The following is a 26,038-nucleotide window of genomic DNA, read 5'->3' as shown; positions in this document are numbered from 1 at the left end:
AGGTCCTGGATTCGGTGTCGGGAACAGATGGGGTCGTACGTGGGTCGTGACGCGTCAGAGCCTCGTGGTCGTCACGCGCCCGGAGGCGCGTCCACCGGACGGGGTCCGGCGCACGAGCACGAGAGCTGTCGGTGTCGGCCCTGTGGGGCCACGCGTGCAGACCTCTGATGCCCTACGAGGATAGGCCGAGGGTCCTGCCGGAGTCCAACGGGCCTACCTGCCTGCACCGACGTCCCCGGCCGCCACCTGCGCGCGGAGGAGCGCCGCGGCCTTCACCGAAGGCGGGTTGTCCTGGTCCTCGCGGCCGGCCAGGTCGACCAGACCCACGAGGTCGGCGCACCGGGCCAGCTCCAGCGCGTCCGGTCGCGGGTCGGGGACGAAGGCCTCGCGAGCCGCCAGCACGGCCTCGAGGTAAGTCGACCCAGCGGCGTCGCGCCCCGAGGGCTCGTGGCGCAGCAGGTTGCCCAGGTCGGAGTACGGCGACCCGCTGTGCGCGAACTCCCAGTCGAGGAGTCCGGTGACCTCGAGCGAGTCCGGGTCGACGAGGACGTTCTTCGGGTTGAGGTCGCTGTGCACGAGACAGCTGCGGCCCACGGTGTCCAGCTGTGCCTGTGCGTCGACGGCCAGCGCGTCCAGGCCGTCGAGGTCGGCTGCGGACCAGCCGTGCGCGGCGAGTCGCTGCGACGCGTCCGTCACGAGTGCGGGCAGGTCGCGCCAGGCCTCGGGCAGCGGATCCAGCCGCAGCTCGCGACCGACGAAGAGGCCGGGGTGCGGCAGGGCGACGTGCGCGAGGCGACCGAGCAGCGTGCCGAGCGCGTGACCCACCCGCACCAGGCTCTCCTCGTCGAGGGCGGGCAGCACGTCGCTGAGCAGACGGCCCGGGAGGAGCTCGGTGACGAGGAGCCCCGGGACGTCCGCCTCGGGGTCGCCCGGCCGCACCTCGAGCACCCGGGGCACCGGCACGAGCCCGGCGACCCAGCCGAGCACCGCGGCGTCGACCTGTGGAGCGTCCCGGCCGCGTGCGACGGAGCGGCCGGCGTAGATGCGGACGACGACAGGCTCACCGCCGGCGTCGGAGAGGAAGGTCTCCCCGCTCATCCCGCCCGGGAGCGGTTCGAGCCCACCGCTCACCACGTGTCGGGCGGGGTGAACTGGCTGAGCGTGAGCACGGCACCCTGCGGGTCACGGATCACCGCGGAGCGCGTCCACTCCTCGTCGTCCGTGCGCAGCACCTCGGCCCCCAGCTGGCGAGCGCGCTGCGCCGCGTCGTCGCGGTCCTCGACGGTGACGACGACGTGCCAGTGCGGCTGCTCGCCCTCGGCGAGTGGCTGCACACCGCCGATCACGTCGGCGAACCCCTCCGGCGCCGACGCCTGGCGCTCGCGGATGCCGGGGTCGACGGTGGCGGCGAGGTGGTCGCCGTATCCGTCGACCCGGATCACGGTCGACCACCCCTGGTCGACGACGCGCCAGCCGAGCAGCGGGGCGTAGAAGTCGCTCACCACCGCGGGGTGGTCGGTGTGCAGGTGGGAGAAGTTCCATGCCCCCGGCACGTTGCTGACCTGGGCGCCGAGGCGCCGGCCGGCCTGCCAGAGCCGGAAGACGACACCATCCGGATCGGCGCAGACGACGGCCGTCCCGGCCGGGCCGGCGGCCGTGGGCGGCTGCAGCACCCGTCCGCCCGACGCGGTCACGGCCGCCGCGACCGCCTCGGCGTCGTCGACGGCGACGTAGGTCTGCCAGCCGGTGCCACCGGTGCCGCCGGTCTCCCCCTCACCGGGGCCGCCCAGCCCGGCCACGTCGGCGCCGTCGAGCGAGGCGATCGCGTAGCGGTACGGCGCGCCCTCCGGCATCCGCTCCTCCCAGTGCCACCCGAGCAGGGCGGAGTAGAAGCCCTGGGCCGCGTCGACGTCGGGCTGCTCCAGGTCGATCCACGAGGTGACCCCGGCGGGGTAGGTGCGCTCCATGCGGTCAGTCTGCTCGGCGCCACCGACAGGTTCTAGGGTCACGGGCGTGAGCATCCCCGTACGACCCGACCGACGGCCGGTGGACCAGACCGAGACCGACCGGGCGAACCGGGGAGAGTGGGACCGCTACGCCGACGAGTACCAGTCCACCCACGGGGAGTTCCTCGGCGACGCCGGCTTCGTGTGGGGGCCCGAGGGCACCCGCGAGGACGACCTGCGGCTGCTCGGCGACGTGACCGGTCGCGACGTCCTCGAGATCGGGTCGGGAGCCGGCCAGTGCTCGCGGTGGGTCCTGGCGCACGGCGGTCGACCCGTGGGACTGGACCTGTCCGCGCGGCAGCTCCAGCACAGCCGGCGCATCGACGAGGAGACGGGCCGTGCCGTCCGCTCCGTGCTGGCCACCGGCACCCGGCTCCCGTTCCGGCCCGACTCGTTCGACGTCGTCTTCTCGGCCTTCGGCGCACTGCAGTTCGTCGCCGAGGAGCGGGTGATCGTGACCGAGGCGGCGCGCGTGCTGCGGCCCGGCGGGCGGATGGTCTTCTCGATCACCCACCCGACGCGGTGGATGTTCCCCGACGACCCCGGGGAGGGCGGCCTGACGGCCGACTCGTCGTACTGGGACCGGACTCCGTACGTCGAGGTGGCGGAGGAGACCGGCGAGGTCGCCTACGTCGAGCACCACCGGACCATCGGCGACTGGGTGCGCGCGCTCGCCGGCGCCGGCTTCGTGCTCGACGACATCGCCGAGCCGGAGTGGCCCGCGGACCACGACCGGGTGTGGGGCGGCTGGTCGCGCACGCGGGGTCTGCTGACCCCCGGCACGGCGATCTACGTGGCGCACCTGGGCTGACGCGCCGCAGGGCACCGACCGCGTACGGCCGGTGCCCTGCGTCGTCGTGCTGCTCAGCCCAGGAACCGGCGCCGCAGCAGCAGCACGCCACCGCTCGCGGCGAGCACGGCCGCGCCGCCGAGGGTGCGCACCAGGTTCCGGCTGCCCTCGCCGTCGGCACCGGCGAGCTTGAAGCTGTACGCCGACAGGCTCGATGCGTCCTCCGGAGCACCGTTGATCATCGAGTGGGAGTTCGCCCGCTCGGCGCTGGCCGCGATGACGGCGACGTTCTGCGCGTACGTCCTCGTCGTGTCCCGACCCGCCTCGATCAGCTTCTTCGATCCCTGGGTCGAGAGCTTCTGCGCTCCCTCCGGCAGCTGCGGGGCAGAGGTTGCTGCCTTGCGCAGACCGGCCGTGAGCTTGTCCGAGCCCGCCGCCGCCGCGGTGATGCCTGCGGAGAGGGCATCGGCGCCGTCCTCGAGCTTGGTCGAGCCGCCGTACGCCTTCCGCGTGCCGGCGAGGATCTTGCCCGAGCCCGCGTCGATGTCGCCGATCCCGTCGGTCAGGGCCGTCATGCCCGTCGACGCCGTCGACGCCCCGTCGTCGAGAAGCCCGACCCCGGCCGTGGCCTCGCCCAGCTTCCCGGTGAGCTGGTCGTAGCCGTCGAGCAGCTGCTGCAACCCCGGCGCGATCAACGTGGAAGCGGCTGCCTGCAGCTTGCTCGCGCCCTCGCTGGCCGAGCCGACGCCGGCCTCGAGCCTGGCGGCTCCGTTGATCAGCGTGCCGTCAGCACTCTCGCTCCCAAGTCCGGCGACGGCCCTGGAGAGCCCGGTGCTGGCAGAGCCAAGCCCGGCAGAGAGCGCCTTCAGCTCTGCCTTGGACTGGCTGGCACCGTCGATCAGCTGCTGCAAGGAGTCGTTGCACCCGGGCTGGGCCGGAGCCGGAAGCAGCGGGCAGTAGCCGTTCTTGACCCCGGTCAGCCCCCCGACGAGCTTGTCGGCCGCTGCCCCGTCTGCGGTCTTGTCATCGATGCTCACCTTCGCTCCGGCGATGCCCTTCTGGATCGCCGAGATGCCGCCGTTGACCGTGTCGGTCGGGTCGCCGTTGCCCTTGAGCTGGACGAGTCCGCCCTTGAGCTGGGTCGCCCCGGCCTTCGCGACCGGCAGACCCGGCTTCTGCGGATCGGTGCTGGTGAGGAGCTTGAGCCCGCCGATCAGGGTCTTGTCGTTGGCCGGTGCGTCGGGGTCGCCGACGCCTCCCTGCAGCTTGACGATGCCCTCGCGGATCTGTGCCATCCCGCCGCGCGACTCCGGGCTGGTCAGCTGGCTGTGCAGCTGGTCCAGCCCGCCGCTGATCCGACGGAGGCCGCCCGAGAGCTTCTTGCCTCCCGCCAACGCCTGCCCCGTGCCGTCGTTGAGGTCCTCGTTGCCGCGCACCAGCTTGAACAGGCCCGCCGTGAGCACGTTCTGACCGGCGGAGAGCTGCTTCCCACCCGGAGCCAGCTTGCCGCCCAGGCCGTCCGAGAGCTCCGTCGAGCCGTCACGCAGCTGCACGATGCCGCCGAGCAGCTCGTTCGCGCCGTCGCGCAGCTTGAGCAGGTTGGCGTCGATCGTCGAGGCGCCCTCGGTGAGCTCGCGGCCCGAGGCGGCACCGCCCTGGTAGGACTCGGCTGCCTTGGAGAAGGTCGGGGACTCCAGCGGGTCGACCGGCAGCGCGTTGATCTCGGCCGGCGGGATCACACCGTCGGTGATCTTCGCGGTGTAGCCGAAGGTCGCGCTCGGCGCACCGATCGGCGGGAACAGCGTCATGGTGTACGACAGCGTCGTACCGCCCTTGCCGTCGCCGGCCATGTTCGCCTCCTTCGAGGAGACGTCCCGGAACCGGTTCGGCACGGTGGTCGTCAGGGTCCCGACCATCGGGACCACGACGTCCTCGGTGGTGGTCCGGTCGTTGCCGTCACCGTCCTTCCAGGTCACCTGCTGCGACTCGGCGGTGCGGTTGGTGACCGTGTAGGTCACCGTGAGCTCGCCGGACTTGCCCACCACGTCGCCGGGCTGGACCCGCTTGCCGTCGAGGGTGTACTCCACCTCGACGCCCAGCGGCAGCTTGCCGGTGTAGTCGGAGACGGTGCGGTAGCTCTTCTCGCCGTGGACCGTGGTGTCGACCACCTGGTCGCCGCGCTTGACGTCGACGCTGCTGAAGCCGTCGAGGTTGCGCAGGCCCCTGGTCGCGATCGGGTTGCGCAGGTCGACCTTCCCGTCGCCGGTGAGGCCGAGCTGCTCGTAGACCCGCTTGCTCGTCGGGTGGGCATCGGCGTCCATGTAGACCTGCACGGTCTCGGTGTTGACGACGTCGACGCCGCCGCCGGAGCCGGAGGCGGCGTACGCGGTCGGACCGGTGACCATCGCGACGACGACTGCGCTGCCGAGCAGCGCACCCCCGCGGACGAGGAGTCGGGGCTTGGTGCGGACGGAGGGACTCACTGCTCGGCTCCCATGAGGTCGGTACGGCTGGGCTCGTCGGCCGGGGCGTCCCCGTGGCCGGCGCGGTGGGTGTGCGGGGTGGCGACGGCCTCGTGCGCGCCGACGACGGCGGCGGCGAAGAAGCCGACGGCGACGGTGAGCACCAAGGTGGTGGCCGTGCTCAGCGAGGTGGTGACGACCTCGGGCGGCGCCGCGGCGAAGGTCAGCTCGTAGGCGCCGGCGAACGTGCCGGCACCGAGCAGGAGGCTCCACAGCGGAAGACGGTCGCGCGTGAGGACCACGACCCCGACGCAGATCAGCACCGTGAGCATGGCGGCGACGCTGCGGCCACCGTCGCTGTCGGGCAGCACCGCAGCGCGCAGGATGTAGCCGACCCAGGCGGCGAGGAAGCCGGCGGCGAAGCCGACCAGCCGAGCGCCGGCCGACCGGTCCGGCACGAGGGCGACGACGGCGCCCACCGCTCCGCCGAGGAGCGCGACGGAGTCGAGGTCGAGCCCCAGAGCCCGGCTGAGGACGACGATGAGCCCGGCGGCGAGCGCCAGGACCACCCCCGCCAAGATGTGTGTGCGCATGCGTGAGCGCCTTTCCCCCGAGACGGCAGACGTCCGGGAGAGCTCCCGGGACGTGGCCTCCCAGCGAGGCCCGAGAGGAATCTATGTGTGGCGAGCGACACTCGTGGGCAAAAGTCCGTAACTCGTCGTGATGTTGCTCGTTATCGCCTCAGCATTTCCGTACAAATGCGACTTCTTGCCTCCCCTAGGCTCGAGCCGATGCCCTTGACCCGTACGCACGTCGGCTCGCCACGCAGCACCGGCGGCGCGGCCATCGCCGTCGCCATGGGCGTCATGAACATCTCGACGTACGCGTTCACGCTGGTCGCCGCCCGGCTCCTCGGCCCCCAGGCGTACGGCGCGTTCAGCGCGGTCCTCGGGGTGCTGCTGGTGGTCGGCGTCGCACAGCTCGGCCTCCAGGCGACCGCGGCCCGACGGATCTCCGCGGCTCCCGCGGACGCCGCCCTGGTCGCGCCCACGGTCCTGCGGCTCACCCACCGGTCGGCGCTCGTGCTGGGCGGCGTGCTGCTGCTGCTCTCCCCGGTGCTGGACCGTGCCCTGCGCCTGGGGAGTCTGCCCACCGCGGCGCTGATCGGCGTGTGCGCCGTGCCGATCACCGTGATGGGCGGACAGGCCGGTGTCCTCCAGGGCGAGCGTCGCTGGCGAGCGCTGGCCGCGGTCTACCTCGCCAGCGGCGTGCCCCGGCTCGTCCTCGGCGTGGTGCTGCTGGTCTGGCGACCCACCGAGACGGTCGCGGTGCTCGCGGTCACCCTCGGGTTCGTCGCTGCCGTCGCCGTGGGCTCCTGGCACGTGCGCGACCACCGAGGTGCCGACGCGTCGCTCGCGCACGCCGCCGGGCACGGCCTGCGGCGCACCCTGTCCGAGGCCCTGCACAACTCGCACGCGCTGCTCGCCTTCTTCGCGCTCACCAACGTGGACATCGTCGTCGCGCGCAACGTGCTCGAGCCGCGCGACGCCGGCCTCTACGCCGCCGGACTGATCCTGGTGAAGGCGGTGCTCTTCCTTCCCCAGTTCGTCGTCGTCCTGGCCTTCCCCGCGATGGCCAGCGACCCACGGCGACGGCGTGCGCTGCTGCTCAGCACCGGCACGGTCGTGCTGGTCGGAGCCCTCGTGGTGCTCGGTACCTGGCTGTTGCAGGGGCTCGCGGTCGACTTCGTCGGCGGCTCGGCGTACGCCGCCGTCGGCCCGGAGCTGTGGCGCTGGGCCCTGCTCGGCACGCTCGCCTCCACGCTGCAGCTCCTGGTGTACGGCGTCGTGGCGCGCCAGTCGCGCTGGACGGTCGTGCTGCTGTGGGCCGGACTCGTCGTGCTGCTCGCACTCGCCCCGCTGGCCGACTCGGTGGTCGGACTGGTCGGCGTGGTCAGCGTCGTGGACGCGGTGCTGGTGGTCCTCCTGCTGGGCCTGAGCCTGCGTGCGACCGTCTCCCGGGCGATCCGCTAGCCGCCGACCATCGGCGGAGTCTCGACGACGATCACCGAGTGCGCGTTGCTTGCTAGTGCGCCGCCTCGTGCCAGCTGTGGCCGGTGCCGACCGAGACGTCCAGCGGCACGGCCAGCTCGGCGGCCGAGGCCATCTGCTCTCGCACCAGCGCCTCGAGCTGCTCCTCCTCGCCGGCGGCCATCTCGAAGACCAGCTCGTCGTGGACCTGCAGCAGCATCCGCGAGGTCAGCGAGGACTCGCGCAGCGCCCGGTCGACCCCGAGCATGGCGACCTTGATGATGTCGGCGGCCGAGCCCTGGATCGGAGCGTTGAGCGCCATCCGCTCGGCCATGTCGCGTCGCTGCCGGTTGTCGCTGCCCAGGTCGGGCAGGTAGCGGCGTCGCCCCATGATGGTCTCGGTGTAGCCGGTGCGACGGGCCTCCTCGACGACGCCGGCGAGGTAGTCGCGCACCCCACCGAAGGTCTCGAAGTACTCGTCCATCAGCTCGCGGGCCTCGCTGGTGGAGATCCGCAGCTGCGCCGACAGCCCGTACGCGGACAGGCCGTAGGCCAGGCCGTAGTTCATCGCCTTGATCTTGGCCCGCTGCTCGGTCGACACCTCCGCGGCGTCGACCCGGAAGACCCGAGAGGCGGTGACCGAGTGGAAGTCGCGGCCGGAGCGGAACGCGTCGATCAGCGCCTCGTCCTCCGAGAGGTCCGCCATGATCCGCATCTCGATCTGGCTGTAGTCGGCGGTGAAGAGCGTCGACCAGCCCTTCCCCACGACGAAGCCCTCGCGGATCCGGCGGCCCTCCTCGGTGCGGATCGGGATGTTCTGCAGGTTGGGGTCGGTGCTCGACAGACGCCCGGTCGCCGCGATCATCTGGTTGAACGTCGTGTGGATGCGGCCGTCGGGCTGCACCGTCTTGAGCAGACCCTGCACGGTCTGCTGCAGCCGGATCACGTCGCGGTGGCGCAGGAGGTGGGCCAGGAACGGGTGCTCGGTCTTCTCGAACAGGCCCTGCAACGCGTCGGCGTCGGTGGTGTAGCCGGTCTTCGTCCGCTTGGTCTTCGGCATCCCGAGCTCGTCGAACAGCACCGTCTGCAGCTGCTTGGGCGAGCCGAGGTTGATCTCCTTGCCGATGACGGCGTACGCGTCCTCCGCGGCCGCCCGGACGCCGCCGGCGAACTCCTGCTCCAGACCCTCGAGCTGGTCGGTGTCGACCGCGATCCCGGTGCGCTCCATCTGCGCGAGGACGTGGACCAGGGGGAGCTCGACGTCGCCGAGCAGGCTGGTGCCGCCCCGCTCGTCCAGCTCGGCGTCGAGAGCCTCGGCGAGGTCCAGCACCGCGCGGGCGGCCAGCATCGCCGTCTCCCCCGCCTGGTCGTCGTCGATGCCCTCCAGCGAGAGCTGGTCGCCGTCGTCGACCGCGGCGCCGGTGCGCAGCTCACGCTTGAGGTAGCGCACCGTCAGGTCGGCGAGGTCGTACGAGCGCTGGTCCGGCCGGGCGAGGTACGCCGAGAGCGCCGTGTCGCGCTCGAGCCCGTCCAGCGGCCAGCCACGCGCCCCGAGGGCGAGCATCGGGCCCTTGGCGTCGTGCAGCACCTTCGGCTGCTCCGGGTCGGCCAGCCAGGCCAGCAGCGCCGCGTCGTCGTCGGGGTCGACCTCGGCCGGGTCGAGCCAGGCCGCCTCACCCGTACCCGTGGCCAGCGCGAGGCCGGTGATCTCGCCGGTGCCCGAGCCCCAGCTGCCCTCGACCTGCACGCCGACCCGGCTCCCGTCGGAGGCGTGCTCGCCGAGCCAGGCCCCGACGCTGCCGGCCTCGAGGTGGGTCCCGGTCAGCTCGAACCCGGACTCGTCGACCTCCTCCTCGGACTCGAGGGAGTCGAAGAGCCGCTCGCGCAGGACCCGGAACTCCAGGCCGTCGAAGAGGGTGTGCACCTCCTGGCGGTCCCACGGCTGCCGCGCGAGGTCGGCGGGCGCCATCGGCAGCGCCAGGTCGGTGACGAGCGCGTTGAGCTGGCGGTTGCGGATCACGTCGCCGAGGTGCTCGCGCAGCGCCTCGCCCTTCTTGCCGGTGATCTCGTCGGCGTGGTTGATGACGTTGTCGAGTCCGTCGTAGGCGTTGATCCACTTCGCGGCGTAGCCCTGACCGACCCCGGGCACGCCGGGCAGGTTGTCGGAGGTCTCCCCCACGAGCGCGGCGATCTCGGGGTAGCGGTGGGGCGGGACGGCGTACTTCTCCTCGACGGCGGCCGGCGTCCAGCGCTTCATCTCCGACACACCGCGCATCGGGTAGATCAGCGTCGTGGTGTCGGAGACCAGCTGGAGCGCGTCGCGGTCCCCCGAGAGGACGAGCACCTCGAAGCCCTCCGCCTTCGCCTGCGTGGCGAGGGTGCCGATGATGTCGTCGGCCTCGAAGCCGTCCTTGTCCAGGTGCGGGATCCGCAGCGCGTCGAGCACCTCCTTGATCAGCGAGACCTGGCCGCGGAAGTCCTCGGGGGTCTCCGCGCGACCGGCCTTGTACTCGGCGTACTGCTCGGCGCGGAAGGTCTGGCGCGACTTGTCGAAGGCCACCGCGACGTGGGTCGGCGCCTCGTCGCGCAGCACGTTGATCAGCATCGAGGTGAAGCCGTAGACCGCGTTGGTCGGCTGCCCCGTCGTGGTCGACATCTCGACCTCGCGCAGCGCGTAGAACGCGCGGTAGGCCAGGGAGTGACCGTCGAGCAGGAGCAGGCGAGGAGCGGTGTCGGCAGGCACGGATCCGACCCTAGCCGTCCTCTAGGACACGTTCGGTGGGACCGGTCACCGCCCGCCTCACCGGGTCTCGACGCGCTCGCTGACGCTCGCTGCTCGACCACCCCGAGGTGGTCGAGCCCGAACCGAGCGCAGCGAGGCAGGACGACGAGACCACCGCCCGCCGCCCCGTGACCGCACGCCGCTCGGCCCCGAGTCACGAAACAGAGGCTTAACGAACCGTGTCCGTCCTGTTACCTGATTCCCCTTCGGAGCGGGCCCGGCCGCCCTAGGCTCGTGCGCCAGCGACCCGGCGCTCATCGTCGTCCGGGCGCCCACAGCCCGTCTCGCTCCGGCCCGAACGAATGAAGGACGCATGCCGACCCGACTGCGCCACCTCGTGCCCCGCTCCCTGTCCCTGGTGCTCGCGGCCGTCCTCGCGGTCCTCGTCGTCGGTGGTGTGCTCACCGCCACGGCCGGCTCCGCGGGCGCCGCCGAGCCCACCTGCGTACGCCCCCAGCCGCGTACCGACGACACGATCCACATCCTCGGCTGCCTCACGGACTCCCGGACCACCCCGCCCAAGGCGGTCCCGGACGCGTCCATCTCGGTCGAGAGCGAGGACGGCGACGTCGTCGGCACCGACACGACCGACCAGACCGGCATCTTCGACATCGCCCTGCCCGGGACGTCCACCGACAACATCGGGGAGACCTACGTCGTCAAGATCGCCCGCGACTCCCTGCCCAAGGGCACGAAGCTCCGCAACCCGAAGCAGGAGGCGCTGCGGGTCACGCTCAACCTCGACTCCGACCGCTTCGTCACCTTCCCCATCGGCGACATCCCCCAGGGCACGTCGCTGGGCACCCGCGCGCTGCAGCTGGCCGTGGGCGGGCTGGTCTTCTCGCTGCTGCTCGCGATGGCCGCACTCGGGCTGTCGATGATCTTCGGGACGACCGGGCTCACCAACTTCGCGCACGGCGAGCTGATCACGTTCGGCGCGATCGTGGCGTACGGCGTCGACCGGCTGCCGGGCGACATCCGGGTCTTCGGCACGAACGTCACGATGGTGGTGTCGGTCCTGGTCGCGGTCGTCGCCTCCGTGGCCTTCGGCTGGCTGCAGGACAAGGGCCTGTGGCGCCCGCTGCGCCACCGCGGGACCGGGATCATCGCGGCGATGATCGTCTCGATCGGGTTCTCGGTGTTCCTGCGCAACGTGTTCCAGTACTTCGCCGGCGCCGACAACCACAACTACAGCCAGTGGACGAACCCGAAGCCGTGGTCCCTCGGCCCGGTGGACATCACGCCGAAGGACTTCGGCGTGCTCGTCACCGCGGTCGTCGTCCTCGTCGCGGTCACGCTCGCCGTGCAGCGGACCCGGATCGGCAAGGCGACCCGCGCGGTCGCCGACAACCCGGCGCTCGCGGCGTCCTCGGGGATCAACGTCGACCGGGTGATCTCCGTGGTCTGGTCGGTCGGGGCCGGGCTCGCCGGCCTGTCGGGCGTGCTGCTCGGGATGACCCAGGGCTTCGACTACCAGCTCGGGTTCAAGATCCTGCTCCTCGTCTTCGCCGCGACCATCCTCGGTGGCCTCGGCAACATCTGGGGAGCGCTCGTGGGCTCGCTGATCATCGGCATCTTCATCGAGGTCTCGACCCTGTTCATCCCGGCGGAGCTGAAGTTCGTCGGCGCACTCGTCGTGCTCATCCTCGTACTGCTGGTGCGACCGCAAGGACTGCTCGGACGCGCCGAGCGGGTCGGCTGAGGCCGGGTTCGAGAGACTCAGGAGAAGTCATGGACTGGGGAAACATCATCGCCGGCTCGCTCCAGCAGGGCCTGGGACCGACCGCCGTGATCTACGCGCTGGCCGCCATCGGCCTCAACGTCACCTTCGGCTACACCGGGCTGCTGAACTTCGGCCAGGCCGGCTTCATGGCGATCGGCGGCTACGCACTGGCCTCCTTCGTCACGACGTGGGGGCTGCCGTTCTGGCTCGGCATCGTGGCCGGCCTGTTCTTCACCGTCGTGCTCGCGTTCCTGCTCGGGATCCCGACGCTGCGGCTGCGCGCCGACTACCTCGCGATCGTCACGATCGCCGCGGCAGAGATCATCCGGCAGACGCTGGGGTCGGTGACGCTGCTGGACTACTTCGGCGGCCAGGACGGGCTGAACAACTTCCAGACGACCTTCCGCAACCTCAACCCGTTCCCGGGTGGTCTCGACCTGGGCTTCGTCAGCTGGTCGAGGTACGACTTCTGGCTGCTGTTCTCCGGCTGGGTCCTGGTGCTGCTGGGCTGCCTGGGCGTCTTCCTGCTGATGCGCGCCCCCTGGGGTCGGGTGCTCAAGGGCATCCGGGAGGACGAGAACGCCGTGCGCAGCCTGGGCAAGAACGTCTACGCGTACAAGCTGCAGTCGCTGATCATCGGCGGGCTGTTCGGCGCCGTGGCCGGCTTCTACATCGCCCTCCAGCACAGCAACATGAACCCGTCGTGGGTCGCGACCGACACGACCTTCTTCGCCTACACCGTGCTGCTCCTCGGTGGCGCCGCCCGCGTCCTGGGGCCGGTCGTCGGCTCGATCGTGTTCTGGTTCCTCATCACGTTCCTCGACCTGATCTTCTCCGCGCTCACCCGCGGCGACGACCCGTTCATGCCGACCTGGCTGATGGACGGCCAGCAGGCCAGCCTGATGCGTCTGATCTTCATGGGGCTGGCGCTGATGCTGCTGATGATCTACCGACCCCAAGGAATCTTCGGCGACCGGAAGGAGCTGGCGATCGATGCCCGATAACCAGAGTGCCGCACCTCGCGACGCACTGAGCGGCCCGGCCGGCCTGGCCGACGTACCTCACGAGCCCGGGGCGGCCAAGCCGGACCCGATCGTCGTCGCCGACGACGTACGCCGTCGGTTCGGCGGCCTGACCGCGGTCGACGTGAAGCACGTGGAGATCCAGCGCGGCGCCATCACGGCCCTCATCGGGCCGAACGGTGCCGGGAAGACGACGTTCTTCAACCTGCTGACCGGCTTCGACAAGCCGCAGTCGGGGTCGTGGAGCTTCAACGGGCGGTCGCTGGCCGGGGTGTCGGCGTACAAGGTCGCCCGGATGGGGATGATCCGCACCTTCCAGCTCACCAAGGTGCTCGCGAAGCTCACCGTCATCGAGAACATGCGGATGGGCGCGACGGGCCAGCGTGGTGAGCGGTTCCTCTCCGCCCTGCTGCAGACCTGGCGCGGCCAGGAGAACGACGTCACCACCAAGGCGGACGCGCTGCTCGAGCGCTTCCTGCTGCTGAAGAAGCGCGAGGACTTCGCCGGTGAGCTCTCCGGTGGTCAGCGCAAGCTGCTCGAGATGGCCCGTGCGCTGATGGCCGACCCCGAGCTGGTGATGCTCGACGAGCCGATGGCCGGGGTGAACCCCGCGCTGAAGCAGTCGCTGCTCGGCCACGTGAAGTCGCTGCGCGACGAGGGCCGGACGGTGCTGTTCGTCGAGCACGACATGGACATGGTCCGCGACATCTCCGACTGGGTCATCGTGATGGCCCAGGGCCAGGTGATCGCCGAGGGGCCGCCGCTGTCGGTGATGAGCGACAGCCGGGTGATCGACGCCTACCTCGGCTCGCACCACGACCAGGACCTCTCCGACGACACCGTGGCCGAGAGGATCGAGGCCGAGGCCGAGGACGAGATCGATGCCGAGCACTCCGCCGCGACCGGTGGCACCCACAAGGAGGTCAGCGCGTGACCCACGCCGCGTCCACGTCCGACCCGAGCCCGGTGCCTGCCGGTGCGACCGCCGAGCCCGAGGGCATCGACCGCAGCGAGCACCTGGCTGCGGCCGAGGGCGCCATCCTGCGCGCCGACGACCTCGTCGCCGGCTACTTCCCCGGCGTCAACATCCTCAACAACGCCGACCTCTACTGCCGCGAGGGCGAGCTGGTCGGGATCATCGGTCCCAACGGCGCCGGCAAGTCGACGCTGCTCAAGGCGCTGTTCGGTCTGGTCAAGATCCACACCGGCGCCGTCTCGCTGAACGGTGAGGACATCACCAACAAGCGCGCGGACGCGCTGGTCACCAAGGGCATCGGCTTCGTGCCGCAGACCAACAACGTGTTCCCGTCGCTGACCATCCAGGAGAACCTCGAGATGGGGGTCTTCCAGCGACCGAAGTCGTTCCGCAAGCAGTTCGACTTCGTCGGCGACCTGTTCCCCCCGCTGATGGAGCGCCGCGACCAGCGCGCCGGCTCGCTCTCGGGCGGGGAGCGGCAGATGGTCGCGATGGGCCGGGCGCTGATGATGGAGCCGAGCGTGCTGCTGCTCGACGAGCCGTCGGCCGGCCTCTCGCCCGTCATGCAGGACGAGGTCTTCGTGCAGACCCGCAAGATCAACAAGGCGGGCGTCTCGGTGATCATGGTCGAGCAGAACGCCCGCCGCTGCCTGCAGATCTGCGACCGCGGCTACGTCCTCGACCACGGCCGCAACGCCTACACCGCGAGCGGGAGCGACCTGGCCAACGACCCGAAGGTGATCGAGCTGTACCTCGGGACGCTGGCACAGAAGTAGCGTCCGTACGACGCGCAGCGGCCCGGGCCCCGACGGGGGCCCGGGCCGCTGCTGCGTGCACGGGGGGACAGGCTCGACCGCCGACCGACGCACGAAGGGGCCCGGCCGCGCTGCGGCCGGGCCCCTCGTCGTGCGCGGGTCGATCAGATCGCGCCGGTGACGTACTTCAGGTTGGTGTAGTTGTTGTCGGCGCCGTACTGGAAGATGCCGATGGTCGCCTTCGTCGGGCTACCGGTCTTGCCCAGGTCGACCGGGCCGGACACGCCGTCGTAGTCGATGTCGGTCCCGTCGGCGAGCAGGTCGGCGCACTGCTTGTACGTCGTGCACTTCTCGCCGCCCTCGGAGACGTTGATGATCTCCTTGTTGAAGTCGGTCGGGCTGTCGGACTTCGCCGCCACCGCGGCGAGCGCGGTGAGCACCGTCGCGTCGTACGACTCGGGGCCGTAGGTGAAGTCCTTGAGCGAGGAGTCCGTCTTCAGCAGGCGGGCCTTGAAGTCCGCCTTGAGCTCCGCACCGGGGTACGTCGCCTTGACCCCCTTCAGCGTGCCCTTGGGGAAGTCCTTGGAGTAGTCCGCGGTGTTCCCGTCGACGAAGTAGATCTGCTGGGCCGCCGGGCCGATGCCCTTGGAGACCATCGCCGGGATGATCTTGGTGGTCTCGTTGAAGGCGATCAGCGCGATCGCGTCCGGCTTGGTCGCCGCGACCTTGTTGACCTCCGCGGTGAAGTTCTGCGCGTCGGCGGAGTAGAGCACCTTCGTGGCGACGGTGCCGCCGCCGTCCTCGATCCCCTTCTCGACCTGCTTGGCCAGCAGCTCACCGTAGGAGTCCTGACGGGCCAGGATGGCGACGTTCTGCTTGCCGTCCTCGAGGATCGTGTTGGCCAGCACGGCGCCCTGCAGCACGTCCGAGGGCGCGGTGCGGAAGTACAGCGAGTGCGGGTCGGTCTTGGCGTCGTCGAAGGCCGGGGAGGTGTTCGCGGGAGAGAACTCGACGCGTCCGGCGTCGGTGATCTTGTTGATCACCGACAGCGAGACGCCCGAGGCGGCCGCGCCGAGCACGACGTCGGCGTTGCCCGCGAGCAGCTTGTCGACCTGGGCGCCGGCGATGTCGGGCGTACCGTCGCCGGAGTCGGCCTTGATCTGGGTGACGGGCTTGCCGAGCACGCCACCGGCGTCGTTGATGTCGTCGACGGCGGTCTGGACACCGGCGAACTCCGGCGGGCCGAGGAAGGCCAGGTCACCGGTCTGCGGCAGCAGGGAGCCGACGACGAGCTTGCCGTCCTTCTTGACCGAGGCGGCCGCGTCCGACGAGGAGCTCTTCTGCGAGCTCGAGTCGCTGTCGCTGTCGCTGCTGCCGCCACTGCCGCAGGCGGTCAGGGCCAGCGACGCGACGGCCAGGCCGGCGAGGGCCTGGACGGTACGGGTGGGGCGCATGTGCATGTCCTCCAGGGCGTACGGCGCTCGTCCTGCCGAGGTCGGAGGAGCGCGCATGGGTGTGAGTTCCCCGGAAAGTAGCCGTCGTTCGGCATCGTTCGTGGCGACTCCACGCCACTGTTAGGGATTCGTGACCTCGATGCCGTGGGTGACGACCCCTTCGGCCACCTGACGCATGGACAGGCGCAGGTCCATCGCCGTCTTCTGCAGCCAGCGGAACGCGTCCGGCTCGGTCAGGTCGAGCTTCTCCTGCAGCAGCCCCTTGGCGCGGTCGACCACCTTGCGCGTCTCCAGCCGCTCCTGCAGGCCGCTCACCTCCCGCTCGAGCTGGGCGAGCTCGGCGAAGCGGCTCGTCGCCATCTCGACCGCCGGCACGAGGTCGGTGGCGTCGAACGGCTTGACCAGGTACGCCATCGCGCCTGCGTCGCGTGCCCGCTCGACCAGCTCGCGCTGGCTGAACGCCGTGAGGATCACGACCGGCGCGATCCGCTCCCCCGCGATCACCTCGGCAGCGGCGATCCCGTCCAGCTTCGGCATCTTCACGTCGAGCACCACCAGGTCCGGCCGCAGGTCGCGGGCCTGCTCGACGGCACGCTCGCCGTCGCCCACCTGGGCCACGACGTCGTACCCCTCCTCGGTGAGCATCTCGGCGAGATCCATCCGGATCAGCGCCTCGTCCTCGGCGATCAGGACGCGGCGGGCGGAGGCGATCGTCATGGGGTGAAGGCTAGCGCCGGCGGCGAGCGACCGGCGGCCTGCGTCCGGTAGCGTCTGGCCGGCTGCGCCCCGGTATCCCAACGGCAGAGGAAGCGGTCTCAAACACCGTCCAGTGTGGGTTCGAGTCCCACCCGGGGCACCAGTGTCGGTGACGGACGGCAGTCTCGGAGCCGTACGCGGCGCTGCTCGGCTACTACCTCGGCGACGGCCCCGTAGCCACGTACCGTGGCACACACGTACGACGCGTCACCTGCGTACCCGAGCGCTACGACTACCCGCGCTGGCAGTTCAGCAACGCCTCGCCCGACATCCGCCGGTTCTCCTGCGAGACCCTGGACCCTTCGACAAGGTCAGGACACCGCCTGGTCGGTTTCCCCTGGCGTCAGAGCGCGGAGCGGGTGATCTCGGTGTCGACACGGGCGGGCGTGGCGCGTCTCGACGAGCTGGTCGGCCCGCAGTGCTGAGGCCGCTCAGCGGTGGTACGCGGGAGCCACCTCGTTGATGGCGTCGCCGATCTTGTGGATCCGCAGCGCGTTGGTGGAGCCGGGGATCCCGGGCGGCGAGCCGGCGACGACGACCACCAGGTCGCCCTCCTCGACCCGGCCGATCGCGAGCAGCTGCTCGTCGACCTGGCGAACCATCTCGTCGGTGTGCTCGACCGCGCCGGTGAGGAAGGTCTCGATGCCCCACGACATCGACAGCTGGCTGCGCACGACGGCCTCGGGGGTGAAGGCCAGCACGGGGATGTGGCTGCGGTAGCGCGAGAGCCGGCGCGCGGAGTCACCGGACTGGGTGAAGGCGACGAGGTACTTCGCGCCGACCCGCTCGGCGACCTCGGCGGCCGCCTTGGCGATCACGCCGCCCTTCGTGCGCGGCTGCCAGTCGATGGCGGCCATCCGGGCCAGCCCGTGGTCCTCGGTCGAGGCGATGATGCGGGCCATCGTCTCGACGGTGCGGATGGGGTACTCCCCCACGCTGGTCTCACCCGACAGCATCACCGCGTCGGCACCGTCCAGCACGGCGTTGGCGACGTCGGAGGCCTCGGCCCGGGTCGGCGCCGGGTTGCCGATCATCGACTCCAGCATCTGGGTGGCCACGATGACCGGCTTGGCGTTGCGTCGGGCGCGCTCGATGACCCGCTTCTGCAGGAACGGCACGTCCTCGAGCGGGCACTCCACCCCGAGGTCGCCGCGCGCGACCATGAACCCGTCGAACGCCTTGATCACCTCGTCGAGGTTGTCGATCGCCTGCGGCTTCTCGATCTTCGCGATCACCGGGAGCAGCACGCCCTCCTCGCGCATGACCGCTCGCACGTCCTCGGCGTCCTGGGCCGAGCGGACGAACGACAGCGCGATGAAGTCGACGCCGAGGTGCAGTGCCCAGCGCAGGTCGGCGACGTCCTTCTCCGACATCGCCGGCACGCTGACCGGCACGCCGGGGAGGTTGATCCCCTTGTGGTTCGACACCCGCCCACCGACGATCACCTTGGTGTGCACCTCGGTGCCGTCGACGGACTCGACGCGCAGGCGCACCTTGCCGTCGTCGATGAGGACGTCGTGCCCCGGGGTGACGTCGCCGGGCAGCCCGTCGTACGTCGTGCCGCAGACGTCGCCGTCGCCGAGCACGTCCCGGGTGGTGATGGTGAAGTCGTCGCCGACGGCCAGCGTCTCGCTGCCGCGGGCGAAGTCGCCGAGCCGAATCTTCGGCCCCTGCAGGTCGGCGAAGATCCCGATCGCCGAGCCGTGCGCGTCGGAGGCCGCGCGGACGCGCTCGTACACCTCGCGGTGCTCCTCGCGCGAGCCGTGGCTCATGTTCATCCGGGCCACGTCCATGCCCGCCGCGACGAGGTCGCGGATCCGCTCCTCACTGGAGGTCGCCGGGCCGAGGGTGCACACGATCTTCGCTCTCCGCACGAGACCTCACCTTACGGCCGCGGGTGGAACGATCCAACGCGACCCGTCGCAGATCAGCACCTGCTGCCCGCCCACCCGACGCACACCCGCACCCGGACGTACGCGAGCCGCGAGACCTGTCCTTCACGGATCCACAACCGCTGGTGCGCAAGGCGCTGTCCACACCCGCCCGGCCGGAAGGGGCCCGTGGTGCGGGTTGCTCTGCACCGTTCCTGTCGTGACCGCCCTCTTCCCCCGCCTGCCGGACGGGTTGCCCGCGGCGCGCCCCTTCACCGTCGCCGACGCGGCCGCAGCCGGGGTGCCCGGGTGGACCGTGGAGCGACTGGCAGAGCGCGGCGCGCTGCGTCGCATGTTCGCCGGCGTGTACGTCGCTGCGACCGAGCCCGAGTCCCTCGTGCTGCGGGCCGACGCGCTGCGGCTCGTCGTCCCGCCCGACGCGGTGGTCGTCGACGAGACGGCCGGCTGGCTGCACGGCGCGACCCGGGTCCTCGCCCCCTCGGCAGACGGCCGCACGCCGAGGCTGCACGTCTTCTGCCGCACCCCCGGTCGTCGGCTGCGCAACGAGCTCGTCGACAGCGGTGAGCGCGGGCTTCTCCCACGAGACGTCGAGATCGTTACGGCCCTGAGGGTGACCACGGCGCTCCGGACCGCCTGCGACCTGGGACGCCTTCGACGCCGCGAGCAGGCGATCGCCACTCTCGACTCGATGCTCCGGCTGGGGGCGTTCGACCGGGCCACGCTCGAGGGTGAGCTACGCCGATTCGGTGGCATGCGCGGCGTACGTCAGCTGCGCGAGCTCGTCCCGCTCGCCGACTCCCGGGCCGAGTCGCCACCGGAGTCGGTGCTTCGTCTGCGCTGTCTCGACGCCGGGCTCCCCGCTCTCACGCCCCAGTGGGTCGTGCGCTCCGGCGCGGGGCGCGAGGTGCGCCTCGACCTCGCCCTCCCCGAGGTCCGGCTGGCCGCCGAGTACGACGGCTCCCAGCACCACACCCTCTCCGCCGACCGGGAGCACGACCGTTCGCGCCGCGCCTGGTTGGCGTCGATCGGTTGGACCGTCGTTGTCGTCCGGCGCGAAGACCTTCGAGGCGACGGCCGGCGCGCCGTCGATCTCGTACGCCAGGGCCTCGAGCGTGCGATCGACCGGCACCGCACCTGAGTCCCCTGCTGGTCACGGCCGGCTCGAGGACCCGGGAGTGCTGATTCTCGCCGGGTCAAGGAGCCCCAGGTGCTGGTGTGCGCCGGGTCAGGCCATGAGCGGGCGCTCGGTCGGCTGGATCGGCGCGGGCAGGGTGGTCGCCCCCGTCAGCCAGGCGTCGACGCCGGCGGCGCACGAGCGGCCCTCGGCGATGGCCCAGACGATCAGGGACTGACCGCGCCCGGCGTCCCCGGCGACGAAGACGCCCTCGACGGAGGTCATGTACGCCGAGTCCCGCGCGATGTTGCCGCGCTCGTCCAGCTCGGGTCCGAGCTGGTCGACCAGGCCATCGGTCTCGGGTCCGGTGAAGCCCATCGCGAAGAGCACCAGCTCGGCGGGGATCTCCCGCTCGGTGCCCTCGACCTCGGTCATCTTCCCGTCCTCGAAGGTCACGTCGACCAGCTTCAGCGCCCGCACGTTGCCGTCGTCGTCAGCCAGGAACTCCTTGGTCGACACGCCGTACACCCGGTCGCCGGCCTCCTCGTGGGCCGAGGAGACGCGGAAGGTCATCGGGTACGTCGGCCACGGCTGGTGGGCCGGTCGCTCCTCGCCCGGCTGGCCCATGATCTCCAGCTGGGTGATCGAGGCGGCCCCGTGCCGGGTGGAGGTGCCCAGGCAGTCGGCCCCGGTGTCGCCGCCGCCGATGATGACGACGTTCTTGCCGTCGGCGCGGATCTGCCCCTCGACCTCCTGGCCGAGGGCGGACCGGTTCGACTGCGGGAGGAACTCCATCGCCTGGTGGATCCCGCCGAGCTCGCGCCCGGGGATCGGCAGGTCGCGGGCCACGGTGGAGCCGATGGCCAGCACGACGGCGTCGTACCGCTTGCGCAGCTGGTCGCCGGTCAGGGTGTCACCGACCTGGACGCCGGTACGGAAGACCGTGCCCTCGCGACGCATCTGGTCCAGACGCCGGTCGAGGACCTTCTTCTCCATCTTGAACTCGGGGATGCCGTAGCGCATGAGGCCGCCGATCTTGTCGGCGCGCTCGTACACCGCGACCGTGTGCCCCTGCCGGGTCAGCTGCTGGGCGACGGCGAGCCCGGCCGGGCCCGAGCCGATCACGGCGACGGTACGACCGGTCAGCCACTCCGGCGGCTCGGGTCGCACGGCCCGCGACTCCCACGCGCGGTCGATGATCGAGACCTCGACGTTCTTGATCGTCACCGGGTCCTGGTTGATCCCCAGCACGCAGGCGGTCTCGCACGGGGCCGGGCAGAGCCGACCGGTGAACTCCGGGAAGTTGTTGGTCGCGTGCAGCCGCTCGATCGCGGCGTCCCAGTCGTCGCGCCAGACCAGGTCGTTCCACTCCGGGATGATGTTGCCCAGCGGGCAGCCCTGGTGGCAGAACGGGATGCCGCAGTCCATGCAGCGCCCGGCCTGCTCGGTGATGATCGGCAGGAGTGCGCGGCCCGGACCACCGGGGTAGACCTCGTCCCAGTCGTTGACGCGCTCCTCGACCGGGCGCCGTGACGCGACCTCGCGCCCGCTCTTGAGGAAGCCCTTGGGGTCAGCCATGGAGTGCCTCCATCATCCGGTTGGCGGTTTCCTTCTCGTCCAGTCCGTCGGCCTCGGCCTTCGCCTTCGCCTCGAGGACCACCTTGAAGTCGCTGGGCATCACCTCGGTGAAGCGGGTCAGCGACGTGTCCCAGTCGGCCAGCAGCGCCTCGGCCACCGGCGACCCGGTCTCCTCCTGGTGCTGGCGGACCAGGTCGTGCAGCTCCTCGGCGGCCTCGTCGACCACCGGTCGCAGCTCGACCAGCTCCTTGTTGACCCGGGTGTCGTCGAGGTCGAGGACCCAGGCGATCCCGCCGGACATGCCGGCCGCGAAGTTGCGTCCGGTCGGCCCGAGGACGGCTACACGGCCACCGGTCATGTACTCGCAGCCGTGGTCGCCCACGCCTTCCGTGACCAGCCACGCGCCGGAGTTGCGCACGGCGAACCGCTCGCCGACCTGGCCGCGCAGGAATGCGTGCCCCTCGGTCGCGCCGTACGCCACCGTGTTGCCGGCGATGATGTGCTCCTCGGCCGGGAAGGTCGCGGCCCGGTCGGGGCGGACGACGACCCGCCCGCCGGACAGGCCCTTGCCGACGTAGTCGTTGGCGTCGCCCTCCAGCCGCAGGGTGACCCCGCGCGGGAGGAAGGCGCCGAAGGACTGGCCCGCCGACCCGGTGAGGGTGATGTCGATCGTGCCGGCCGGCAGCCCCTCGCCCTTGTAGCGCTTGGTGACCTCGTGGCCGAGCATCGTGCCGACCGTGCGGTTGACGTTGCGCACCTCGACCTGGGCGCGGACCGGCTCACCGGACTCCAGCGCCGGCCTCGCGAGCTCGATCAGCTCGTTGTCCAGCGCCTTGTCCAGGCCGTGGTCCTGCGACTTCGTGCAGTAGCGGTCCTGCTCGGCGAATTGCTCGCCGACCTCGGGCACGTGGAAGATCGGCGTGACGTCGAGCCCCTGCGCCTTCCAGTGGTTGACCGCGGCGGTCTTGTCGAGCACCTCGGCGTGACCGATCGCCTCGTCCAGCGTGCGGAAGCCGAGCTCGGCGAGCAGCTCGCGCACCTCCTCGGCGATGTACTCGAAGAACGTGACGACGTAGTCGGCCTTGCCGGTGTAGCGCTCGCGCAGCACCGGGTTCTGGGTCGCGACGCCGACCGGGCAGGTGTCGAGGTGGCAGACCCGCATGAGGATGCAGCCCGACACCACGAGCGGCGCGGTGGCGAAGCCGTACTCCTCGGCACCGAGCAGCGCGGCCACGACGACGTCCCGACCGGTCTTCAGCTGACCGTCGGTCTGCACGACGATCCGGTCGCGGAGCCCGTTGAGCAGCAGCGTCTGCTGGGTCTCGGCCAGGCCGAGCTCCCACGGACCGCCCGCGTGCTTGAGCGAGGTCAGCGGCGACGCGCCGGTGCCACCGTCGTGCCCGGAGACCAGGACGACGTCGGCGTGCGCCTTCGAGACCCCCGCGGCGACCGTCCCCACGCCCACCTCGGCGACCAGCTTCACGTGCACCCGCGCCGAGGGGTTGGCGTTCTTGAGGTCGTGGATCAGCTGGGCGAGGTCCTCGATCGAGTAGATGTCGTGGTGCGGCGGCGGAGAGATCAGGCCGACGCCAGGCGTGGAGAATCGGGTCTTGGCCACCCACGGGTAGACCTTGTGGCCGGGCAGCTGCCCGCCCTCGCCGGGCTTCGCGCCCTGCGCCATCTTGATCTGGATGTCGTCGGCGTTGGTGAGGTACTCCGACGTCACGCCGAAGCGTCCGGACGCGACCTGCTTGATCGCCGAGCGCCGCTCGGGGTCGTGCAGCCGCTCGGGGTCCTCGCCGCCCTCGCCGGTGTTGGACTTCGCGCCCAGCCGGTTCATCGCGATGGCGAGGGTCTCGTGCGCCTCCTGAGAGATCGAGCCGTACGACATCGCGCCGGTCGAGAACCGCTTCACGATCTCCGAGACCGGCTCGACCTCGTCGATGTCGATCGAGGGCCGCTCGGTCTGCGAGGCGTCCTTGAAGGCGAACAGCCCGCGCAGCGTCATCAGCCGCTCGGCCTGGGAGTTGACGCGGCCGGTGTAGGCCTTGAAGACGTCGTACTTGCCCTCGCGGGTGGCGTGCTGCAGGCGGAAGACGGTCTCGGGGTCGAACAGGTGCTCCTCGCCCTCCCGACGCCACTGGTACTCCCCGCCCACGGCGAGGTCGCGGTGGTTGGGCGCGATGCCGCTGGTCGGGTACGCCAGGCGGTGCCGCAGCGCGACCTCCCGGGCGATGTCGTCCAGGTCGATGCCGCCCAGCTTGGAGGTGGTGCCGGTGAAGTAGCGGTCGACCACCTCCTGCGAGAGCCCGAGGGCCTCGAAGATCTGGGCACCGGTGTACGAGGCCACCGTCGAGACGCCCATCTTCGACATCACCTTGAGCACGCCCTTGTTCATCGCCTTGACCAGGTTGGCCACGGCCTGCTCGGGCTCGGCGGTGACGTAGTAGGCGTCGCGGGCGAGGTCCTCGACCGACTCCATGGCGAGGTACGGGTTGACACCGGCGGCGCCGTACCCGATGAGCAGCGCGACGTGGTGCACCTCGCGCACGTCCCCGGCCTCGACCAGCAGCCCGACCTGGGTGCGGGTCTTCTCGCGGACGAGGTGGTGGTGGACGGCCGCAGTGAGCAGCAGCGACGGGATCGGCGCCAGCTCGGCGGTCGAGTGCCGGTCCGAGAGCACGATGGTGCGCGCGCCGTCGGCGATCGCCTCGGAGACCTCCTGGCAGATCTCGTCGAGGCGGCGGCGCAGCGCGTCGCCACCGCCGGCGACCTCGTACAGGCCACGGGAGACGTGGGAGACGAAGCCGGGGCTGTCCCCCTCCGCGTTGATGTGGCGGATCTTGACCAGGTCGTCGTTGGTGATCACCGGGACCGGGAGCACGATCTGGCGGCAGGACGCCGGCGTCGGGTCGAGGAGGTTCGCCTCGGGGCCGATCTTGCCGGCCAGCGAGGTCACCAGCTCCTCGCGGATCGCGTCCAGCGGGGGGTTCGTGACCTGGGCGAACAGCTGGGCGAAGTAGTCGAAGAGCATCCGCGGGCGGTCGGAGAGCACCGCGACGGGGGTGTCCGTGCCCATCGAGCCGATCGGCTCGGCACCGGTGTTGGCCATCGGGGTGAGCAGGACGCGCAGCTCCTCCTCGGTGTAGCCGAAGACCTGCTGGCGGCGGGTGACCGACGCGTGGGAGTGGATGACGTGCTCGCGCTCGGGGATGTCACCGAGCTTGATGACGCCGGCGTGCAGCCACTCGTCGTACGGGTGCTCGGCGGCCAGGGAGCCCTTGAGCTCCTCGTCCTCGACGACGCGGTGCTCCTCGGTGTCGACGAGGAACATCCGGCCCGGCTGCAACCGGCCCTTGCGGACGACGGTGGCGGGGTCGATGTCCAGCACGCCGACCTCGGAGGCGAGCACGACCAGCCCGTCGTCGGTGATCCAGTAGCGCGAGGGGCGCAGCCCGTTGCGGTCCAGGACCGCGCCGACCTGGTCGCCGTCGGTGAACACCACGCACGCCGGGCCGTCCCAGGGCTCCATCAGCGAGGCGTGGAACTCGTAGAACGCCCGCTGGGCGGGGTCCATGTCCTCGTTGTTCTCCCAGGCCTCCGGGATCATCATCAGCACCGAGTGCGGCAGCGAGCGACCACCGAGGTGCAGCAGCTCGAGCACCTCGTCGAAGGACGCCGAGTCCGACGCACCCTGGGTGATGACCGGGAAGAGCCGCTCGAGGTCGCCGTCGATGAGCTCCGAGGACAGCAGCGCCTCGCGGGCACGCATCCAGTTGCGGTTGCCCTTGACGGTGTTGATCTCGCCGTTGTGGGCGATGAACCGGAACGGGTGCGAGAGCGGCCAGCTCGGGAAGGTGTTGGTCGAGAACCGCGAGTGCACGATCGCGATCGCGGTGCGGAACCGCTCGTCGTGCAGGTCGGGGTAGAACTCGTCGAGCTGGTTGGTGGTGAGCATGCCCTTGTAGTTGATGGTGCGCCCGGACAGCGAGGGGAAGTAGACCTCCAGCTCGTTCTCCGCACGCTTGCGCAGGCAGTACGCCATCCGCTCCAGGCCCATGCCCATCACGGGGCCGCGGGCGCCGCCCACGAACATCTGCACGAAGGTGGGCATCACCGAGACCGCGGTCGCGCCCACGGTCGAGGGGTCCGTGGGGACCTCGCGCCAGCCGAGGACCGCGAGGCCCTCCTCGCCGGCGAGCTCCTCCAGGCGGGCCTTCGTCTTGGCGACCTGCTCGTCGTCGCCGGGGATGAAGGCGGTGCCGACGGCGTACCGGTGCCGGCCGGGCAGCTCGAAGCCGCACTCACCGGCGACCTCGGCGAAGAAGTCGTGCGGCAGCTGCATCAGCAGCCCGGCACCGTCGCCGGAGTTGGCCTCGGCACCGGCGGCACCGCGGTGGTCGAGGTTCTTCAGCGCCGTGAGTGCCTTCTCCACGATGTCGTGGGTGGGCTCACCGGTCAGGGTGGCCACGAAGGCGACGCCACAGGCGTCGTGCTCGTGCGCACCGTCGTAGAGCCCCTGGGGCGGCGGGAATGCCTGCATGTGCACTCTCCCGTCGTCGAGCGCGATCGGTCACCCGTCGCGGCGTGGTCAGAGCATGCTGGGACGACCTTGGCCCATGCGAAACCGAAGCGTAACCCAGCGCTCACCGCACCTCCGCATCCGTCCGGGCGGTCGGCAGACGCGCGGACGGCCCC

General features: G+C 71.0%; 17 protein-coding genes and 1 tRNA gene. 8 read left to right on the top strand and 10 right to left on the bottom strand.

The window, feature by feature from the left end:
- Positions 1-213: 213 nt before the first annotated feature.
- On the bottom strand, positions 214-1,131 hold the full coding sequence (locus IEX42_RS01105; protein WP_268236416.1) for a phosphotransferase family protein: 918 nt from the start codon (positions 1,129-1,131) through the stop codon (positions 214-216).
- Positions 1,128-1,967 carry a VOC family protein gene (locus IEX42_RS01100; protein ID WP_188777456.1) on the bottom strand — a complete coding sequence of 280 codons (840 nt, stop codon included), beginning with the start codon at positions 1,965-1,967 and terminating at the stop codon, positions 1,128-1,130. Before IEX42_RS01100 ends, IEX42_RS01105 begins: the two co-directional genes overlap by 4 nt.
- A 46-nt stretch (positions 1,968-2,013) precedes the next feature.
- On the opposite strand from IEX42_RS01100, the gene IEX42_RS01095 reads away from it, so the two are divergent.
- Positions 2,014-2,817 carry a class I SAM-dependent methyltransferase gene (locus tag IEX42_RS01095; protein WP_229660485.1) on the top strand — a complete coding sequence of 268 codons (804 nt, stop codon included), beginning with the start codon at positions 2,014-2,016 and terminating at the stop codon, positions 2,815-2,817.
- A 53-nt stretch (positions 2,818-2,870) separates the two neighbouring features.
- Here IEX42_RS01095 and IEX42_RS01090 read toward each other — a convergent pair whose 3' ends face one another.
- Together IEX42_RS01090 and IEX42_RS01085 are read right to left on the bottom strand one after the other, a co-directional pair.
- The gene (locus tag IEX42_RS01090) at positions 2,871-5,279 is read right to left on the bottom strand and encodes a hypothetical protein (protein WP_188777452.1); all 2,409 of its coding nucleotides are present in this window, start codon (positions 5,277-5,279) and stop codon (positions 2,871-2,873) included.
- A complete protein-coding gene (locus tag IEX42_RS01085; protein ID WP_188777450.1) occupies positions 5,276-5,851 on the bottom strand; it encodes a hypothetical protein in 576 nt (191 codons plus the stop codon). The genes IEX42_RS01090 and IEX42_RS01085 overlap by 4 nt, the downstream gene beginning before the upstream one ends.
- Positions 5,852-6,049: 198 nt before the next feature.
- On the opposite strand from IEX42_RS01085, the gene IEX42_RS01080 reads away from it, so the two are divergent.
- Complete coding sequence (locus IEX42_RS01080; protein ID WP_188777448.1) at positions 6,050-7,291, top strand: polysaccharide biosynthesis protein; 1,242 nt, start codon at positions 6,050-6,052, stop codon at positions 7,289-7,291.
- A 52-nt stretch (positions 7,292-7,343) separates the two neighbouring features.
- Here IEX42_RS01080 and polA read toward each other — a convergent pair whose 3' ends face one another.
- Complete coding sequence (gene polA, locus IEX42_RS01075; protein WP_229660484.1) at positions 7,344-10,031, bottom strand: DNA polymerase I; 2,688 nt, start codon at positions 10,029-10,031, stop codon at positions 7,344-7,346.
- Between the two features lie 352 nt (positions 10,032-10,383).
- On the opposite strand from polA, the gene IEX42_RS01070 reads away from it, so the two are divergent.
- From IEX42_RS01070 to IEX42_RS01055, 4 genes are read left to right on the top strand one after another with little or no spacing between them, the layout of a single operon-like run.
- Entirely contained in the window at positions 10,384-11,772 is a 1,389-nt protein-coding gene (locus IEX42_RS01070; protein ID WP_188777446.1) for a branched-chain amino acid ABC transporter permease, read from the top strand.
- Positions 11,773-11,801: 29 nt separating this feature from the next.
- Positions 11,802-12,797, top strand: a complete 996-nt coding sequence (locus tag IEX42_RS01065) for a branched-chain amino acid ABC transporter permease (RefSeq protein WP_188777444.1) — start codon at positions 11,802-11,804, stop codon at positions 12,795-12,797.
- Positions 12,787-13,749 carry an ABC transporter ATP-binding protein gene (locus IEX42_RS01060; RefSeq protein WP_188777442.1) on the top strand — a complete coding sequence of 321 codons (963 nt, stop codon included), beginning with the start codon at positions 12,787-12,789 and terminating at the stop codon, positions 13,747-13,749. Before IEX42_RS01065 ends, IEX42_RS01060 begins: the two co-directional genes overlap by 11 nt.
- On the top strand, positions 13,746-14,567 hold the full coding sequence (locus tag IEX42_RS01055) for an ABC transporter ATP-binding protein (protein WP_229660483.1): 822 nt from the start codon (positions 13,746-13,748) through the stop codon (positions 14,565-14,567). The genes IEX42_RS01060 and IEX42_RS01055 overlap by 4 nt, the downstream gene beginning before the upstream one ends.
- A gap of 143 nt (positions 14,568-14,710) precedes the next feature.
- Here the strand turns inward: IEX42_RS01055 and IEX42_RS01050 are convergent, their stop codons facing one another.
- Both IEX42_RS01050 and IEX42_RS01045 read right to left on the bottom strand, forming a co-directional pair.
- Complete coding sequence (locus IEX42_RS01050; protein WP_188777440.1) at positions 14,711-16,000, bottom strand: ABC transporter substrate-binding protein; 1,290 nt, start codon at positions 15,998-16,000, stop codon at positions 14,711-14,713.
- A gap of 120 nt (positions 16,001-16,120) precedes the next feature.
- Complete coding sequence (locus IEX42_RS01045; protein ID WP_188777438.1) at positions 16,121-16,717, bottom strand: ANTAR domain-containing response regulator; 597 nt, start codon at positions 16,715-16,717, stop codon at positions 16,121-16,123.
- A gap of 66 nt (positions 16,718-16,783) precedes the next feature.
- Here IEX42_RS01045 and IEX42_RS01040 point away from each other — a divergent pair.
- Positions 16,784-16,859 (top strand) — tRNA-Leu (locus IEX42_RS01040).
- 328 nt (positions 16,860-17,187) lie between these two features.
- Here the strand turns inward: IEX42_RS01040 and pyk are convergent.
- Positions 17,188-18,630 carry a pyruvate kinase gene (gene pyk, locus IEX42_RS01035; RefSeq protein ID WP_188777436.1) on the bottom strand — a complete coding sequence of 481 codons (1,443 nt, stop codon included), beginning with the start codon at positions 18,628-18,630 and terminating at the stop codon, positions 17,188-17,190.
- Between the two features lie 217 nt (positions 18,631-18,847).
- Between pyk and IEX42_RS01030 the strand changes: the two genes are divergently transcribed.
- A complete protein-coding gene (locus IEX42_RS01030) occupies positions 18,848-19,786 on the top strand; it encodes a DUF559 domain-containing protein (protein WP_188777434.1) in 939 nt (312 codons plus the stop codon).
- Positions 19,787-19,873: 87 nt separating this feature from the next.
- On the opposite strand, the gene IEX42_RS01025 is transcribed toward IEX42_RS01030, so the two are convergent.
- Positions 19,874-21,340 (bottom strand): glutamate synthase subunit beta, encoded by a 1,467-nt coding sequence (locus IEX42_RS01025; protein WP_188777432.1) that lies wholly within the window; start codon positions 21,338-21,340, stop codon positions 19,874-19,876.
- Complete coding sequence (gltB, locus tag IEX42_RS01020) at positions 21,333-25,883, bottom strand: glutamate synthase large subunit (RefSeq protein ID WP_188777430.1); 4,551 nt, start codon at positions 25,881-25,883, stop codon at positions 21,333-21,335. Before gltB ends, IEX42_RS01025 begins: the two co-directional genes overlap by 8 nt.
- Positions 25,884-26,038: the final 155 nt, after the last annotated feature.

Source organism: Marmoricola endophyticus (genome assembly GCF_014644415.1).
GTDB classification, from domain to species: domain Bacteria; phylum Actinomycetota; class Actinomycetes; order Propionibacteriales; family Nocardioidaceae; genus Marmoricola; species Marmoricola endophyticus.
Note: the sequence above shows the minus strand (reverse complement) of the source record. Positions and strands in the feature narration are given on the sequence as shown.

Coding starts and splice junctions, on each gene's coding strand:
- IEX42_RS01060 (WP_188777442.1), top strand. CDS start 12,787: ATGCCCGATAACCAGAGTGCCGCACCTCGCGACGCACTGAGCGGCCCG.
- IEX42_RS01070 (WP_188777446.1), top strand. CDS start 10,384: ATGCCGACCCGACTGCGCCACCTCGTGCCCCGCTCCCTGTCCCTGGTG.
- IEX42_RS01045 (WP_188777438.1), bottom strand. CDS start 16,717: ATGACGATCGCCTCCGCCCGCCGCGTCCTGATCGCCGAGGACGAGGCG.
- IEX42_RS01080 (WP_188777448.1), top strand. CDS start 6,050: ATGCCCTTGACCCGTACGCACGTCGGCTCGCCACGCAGCACCGGCGGC.
- IEX42_RS01100 (WP_188777456.1), bottom strand. CDS start 1,967: ATGGAGCGCACCTACCCCGCCGGGGTCACCTCGTGGATCGACCTGGAG.
- IEX42_RS01050 (WP_188777440.1), bottom strand. CDS start 16,000: ATGCGCCCCACCCGTACCGTCCAGGCCCTCGCCGGCCTGGCCGTCGCG.
- IEX42_RS01065 (WP_188777444.1), top strand. CDS start 11,802: ATGGACTGGGGAAACATCATCGCCGGCTCGCTCCAGCAGGGCCTGGGA.
- gltB (WP_188777430.1), bottom strand. CDS start 25,883: ATGCAGGCATTCCCGCCGCCCCAGGGGCTCTACGACGGTGCGCACGAG.
- IEX42_RS01085 (WP_188777450.1), bottom strand. CDS start 5,851: ATGCGCACACACATCTTGGCGGGGGTGGTCCTGGCGCTCGCCGCCGGG.
- IEX42_RS01025 (WP_188777432.1), bottom strand. CDS start 21,340: ATGGCTGACCCCAAGGGCTTCCTCAAGAGCGGGCGCGAGGTCGCGTCA.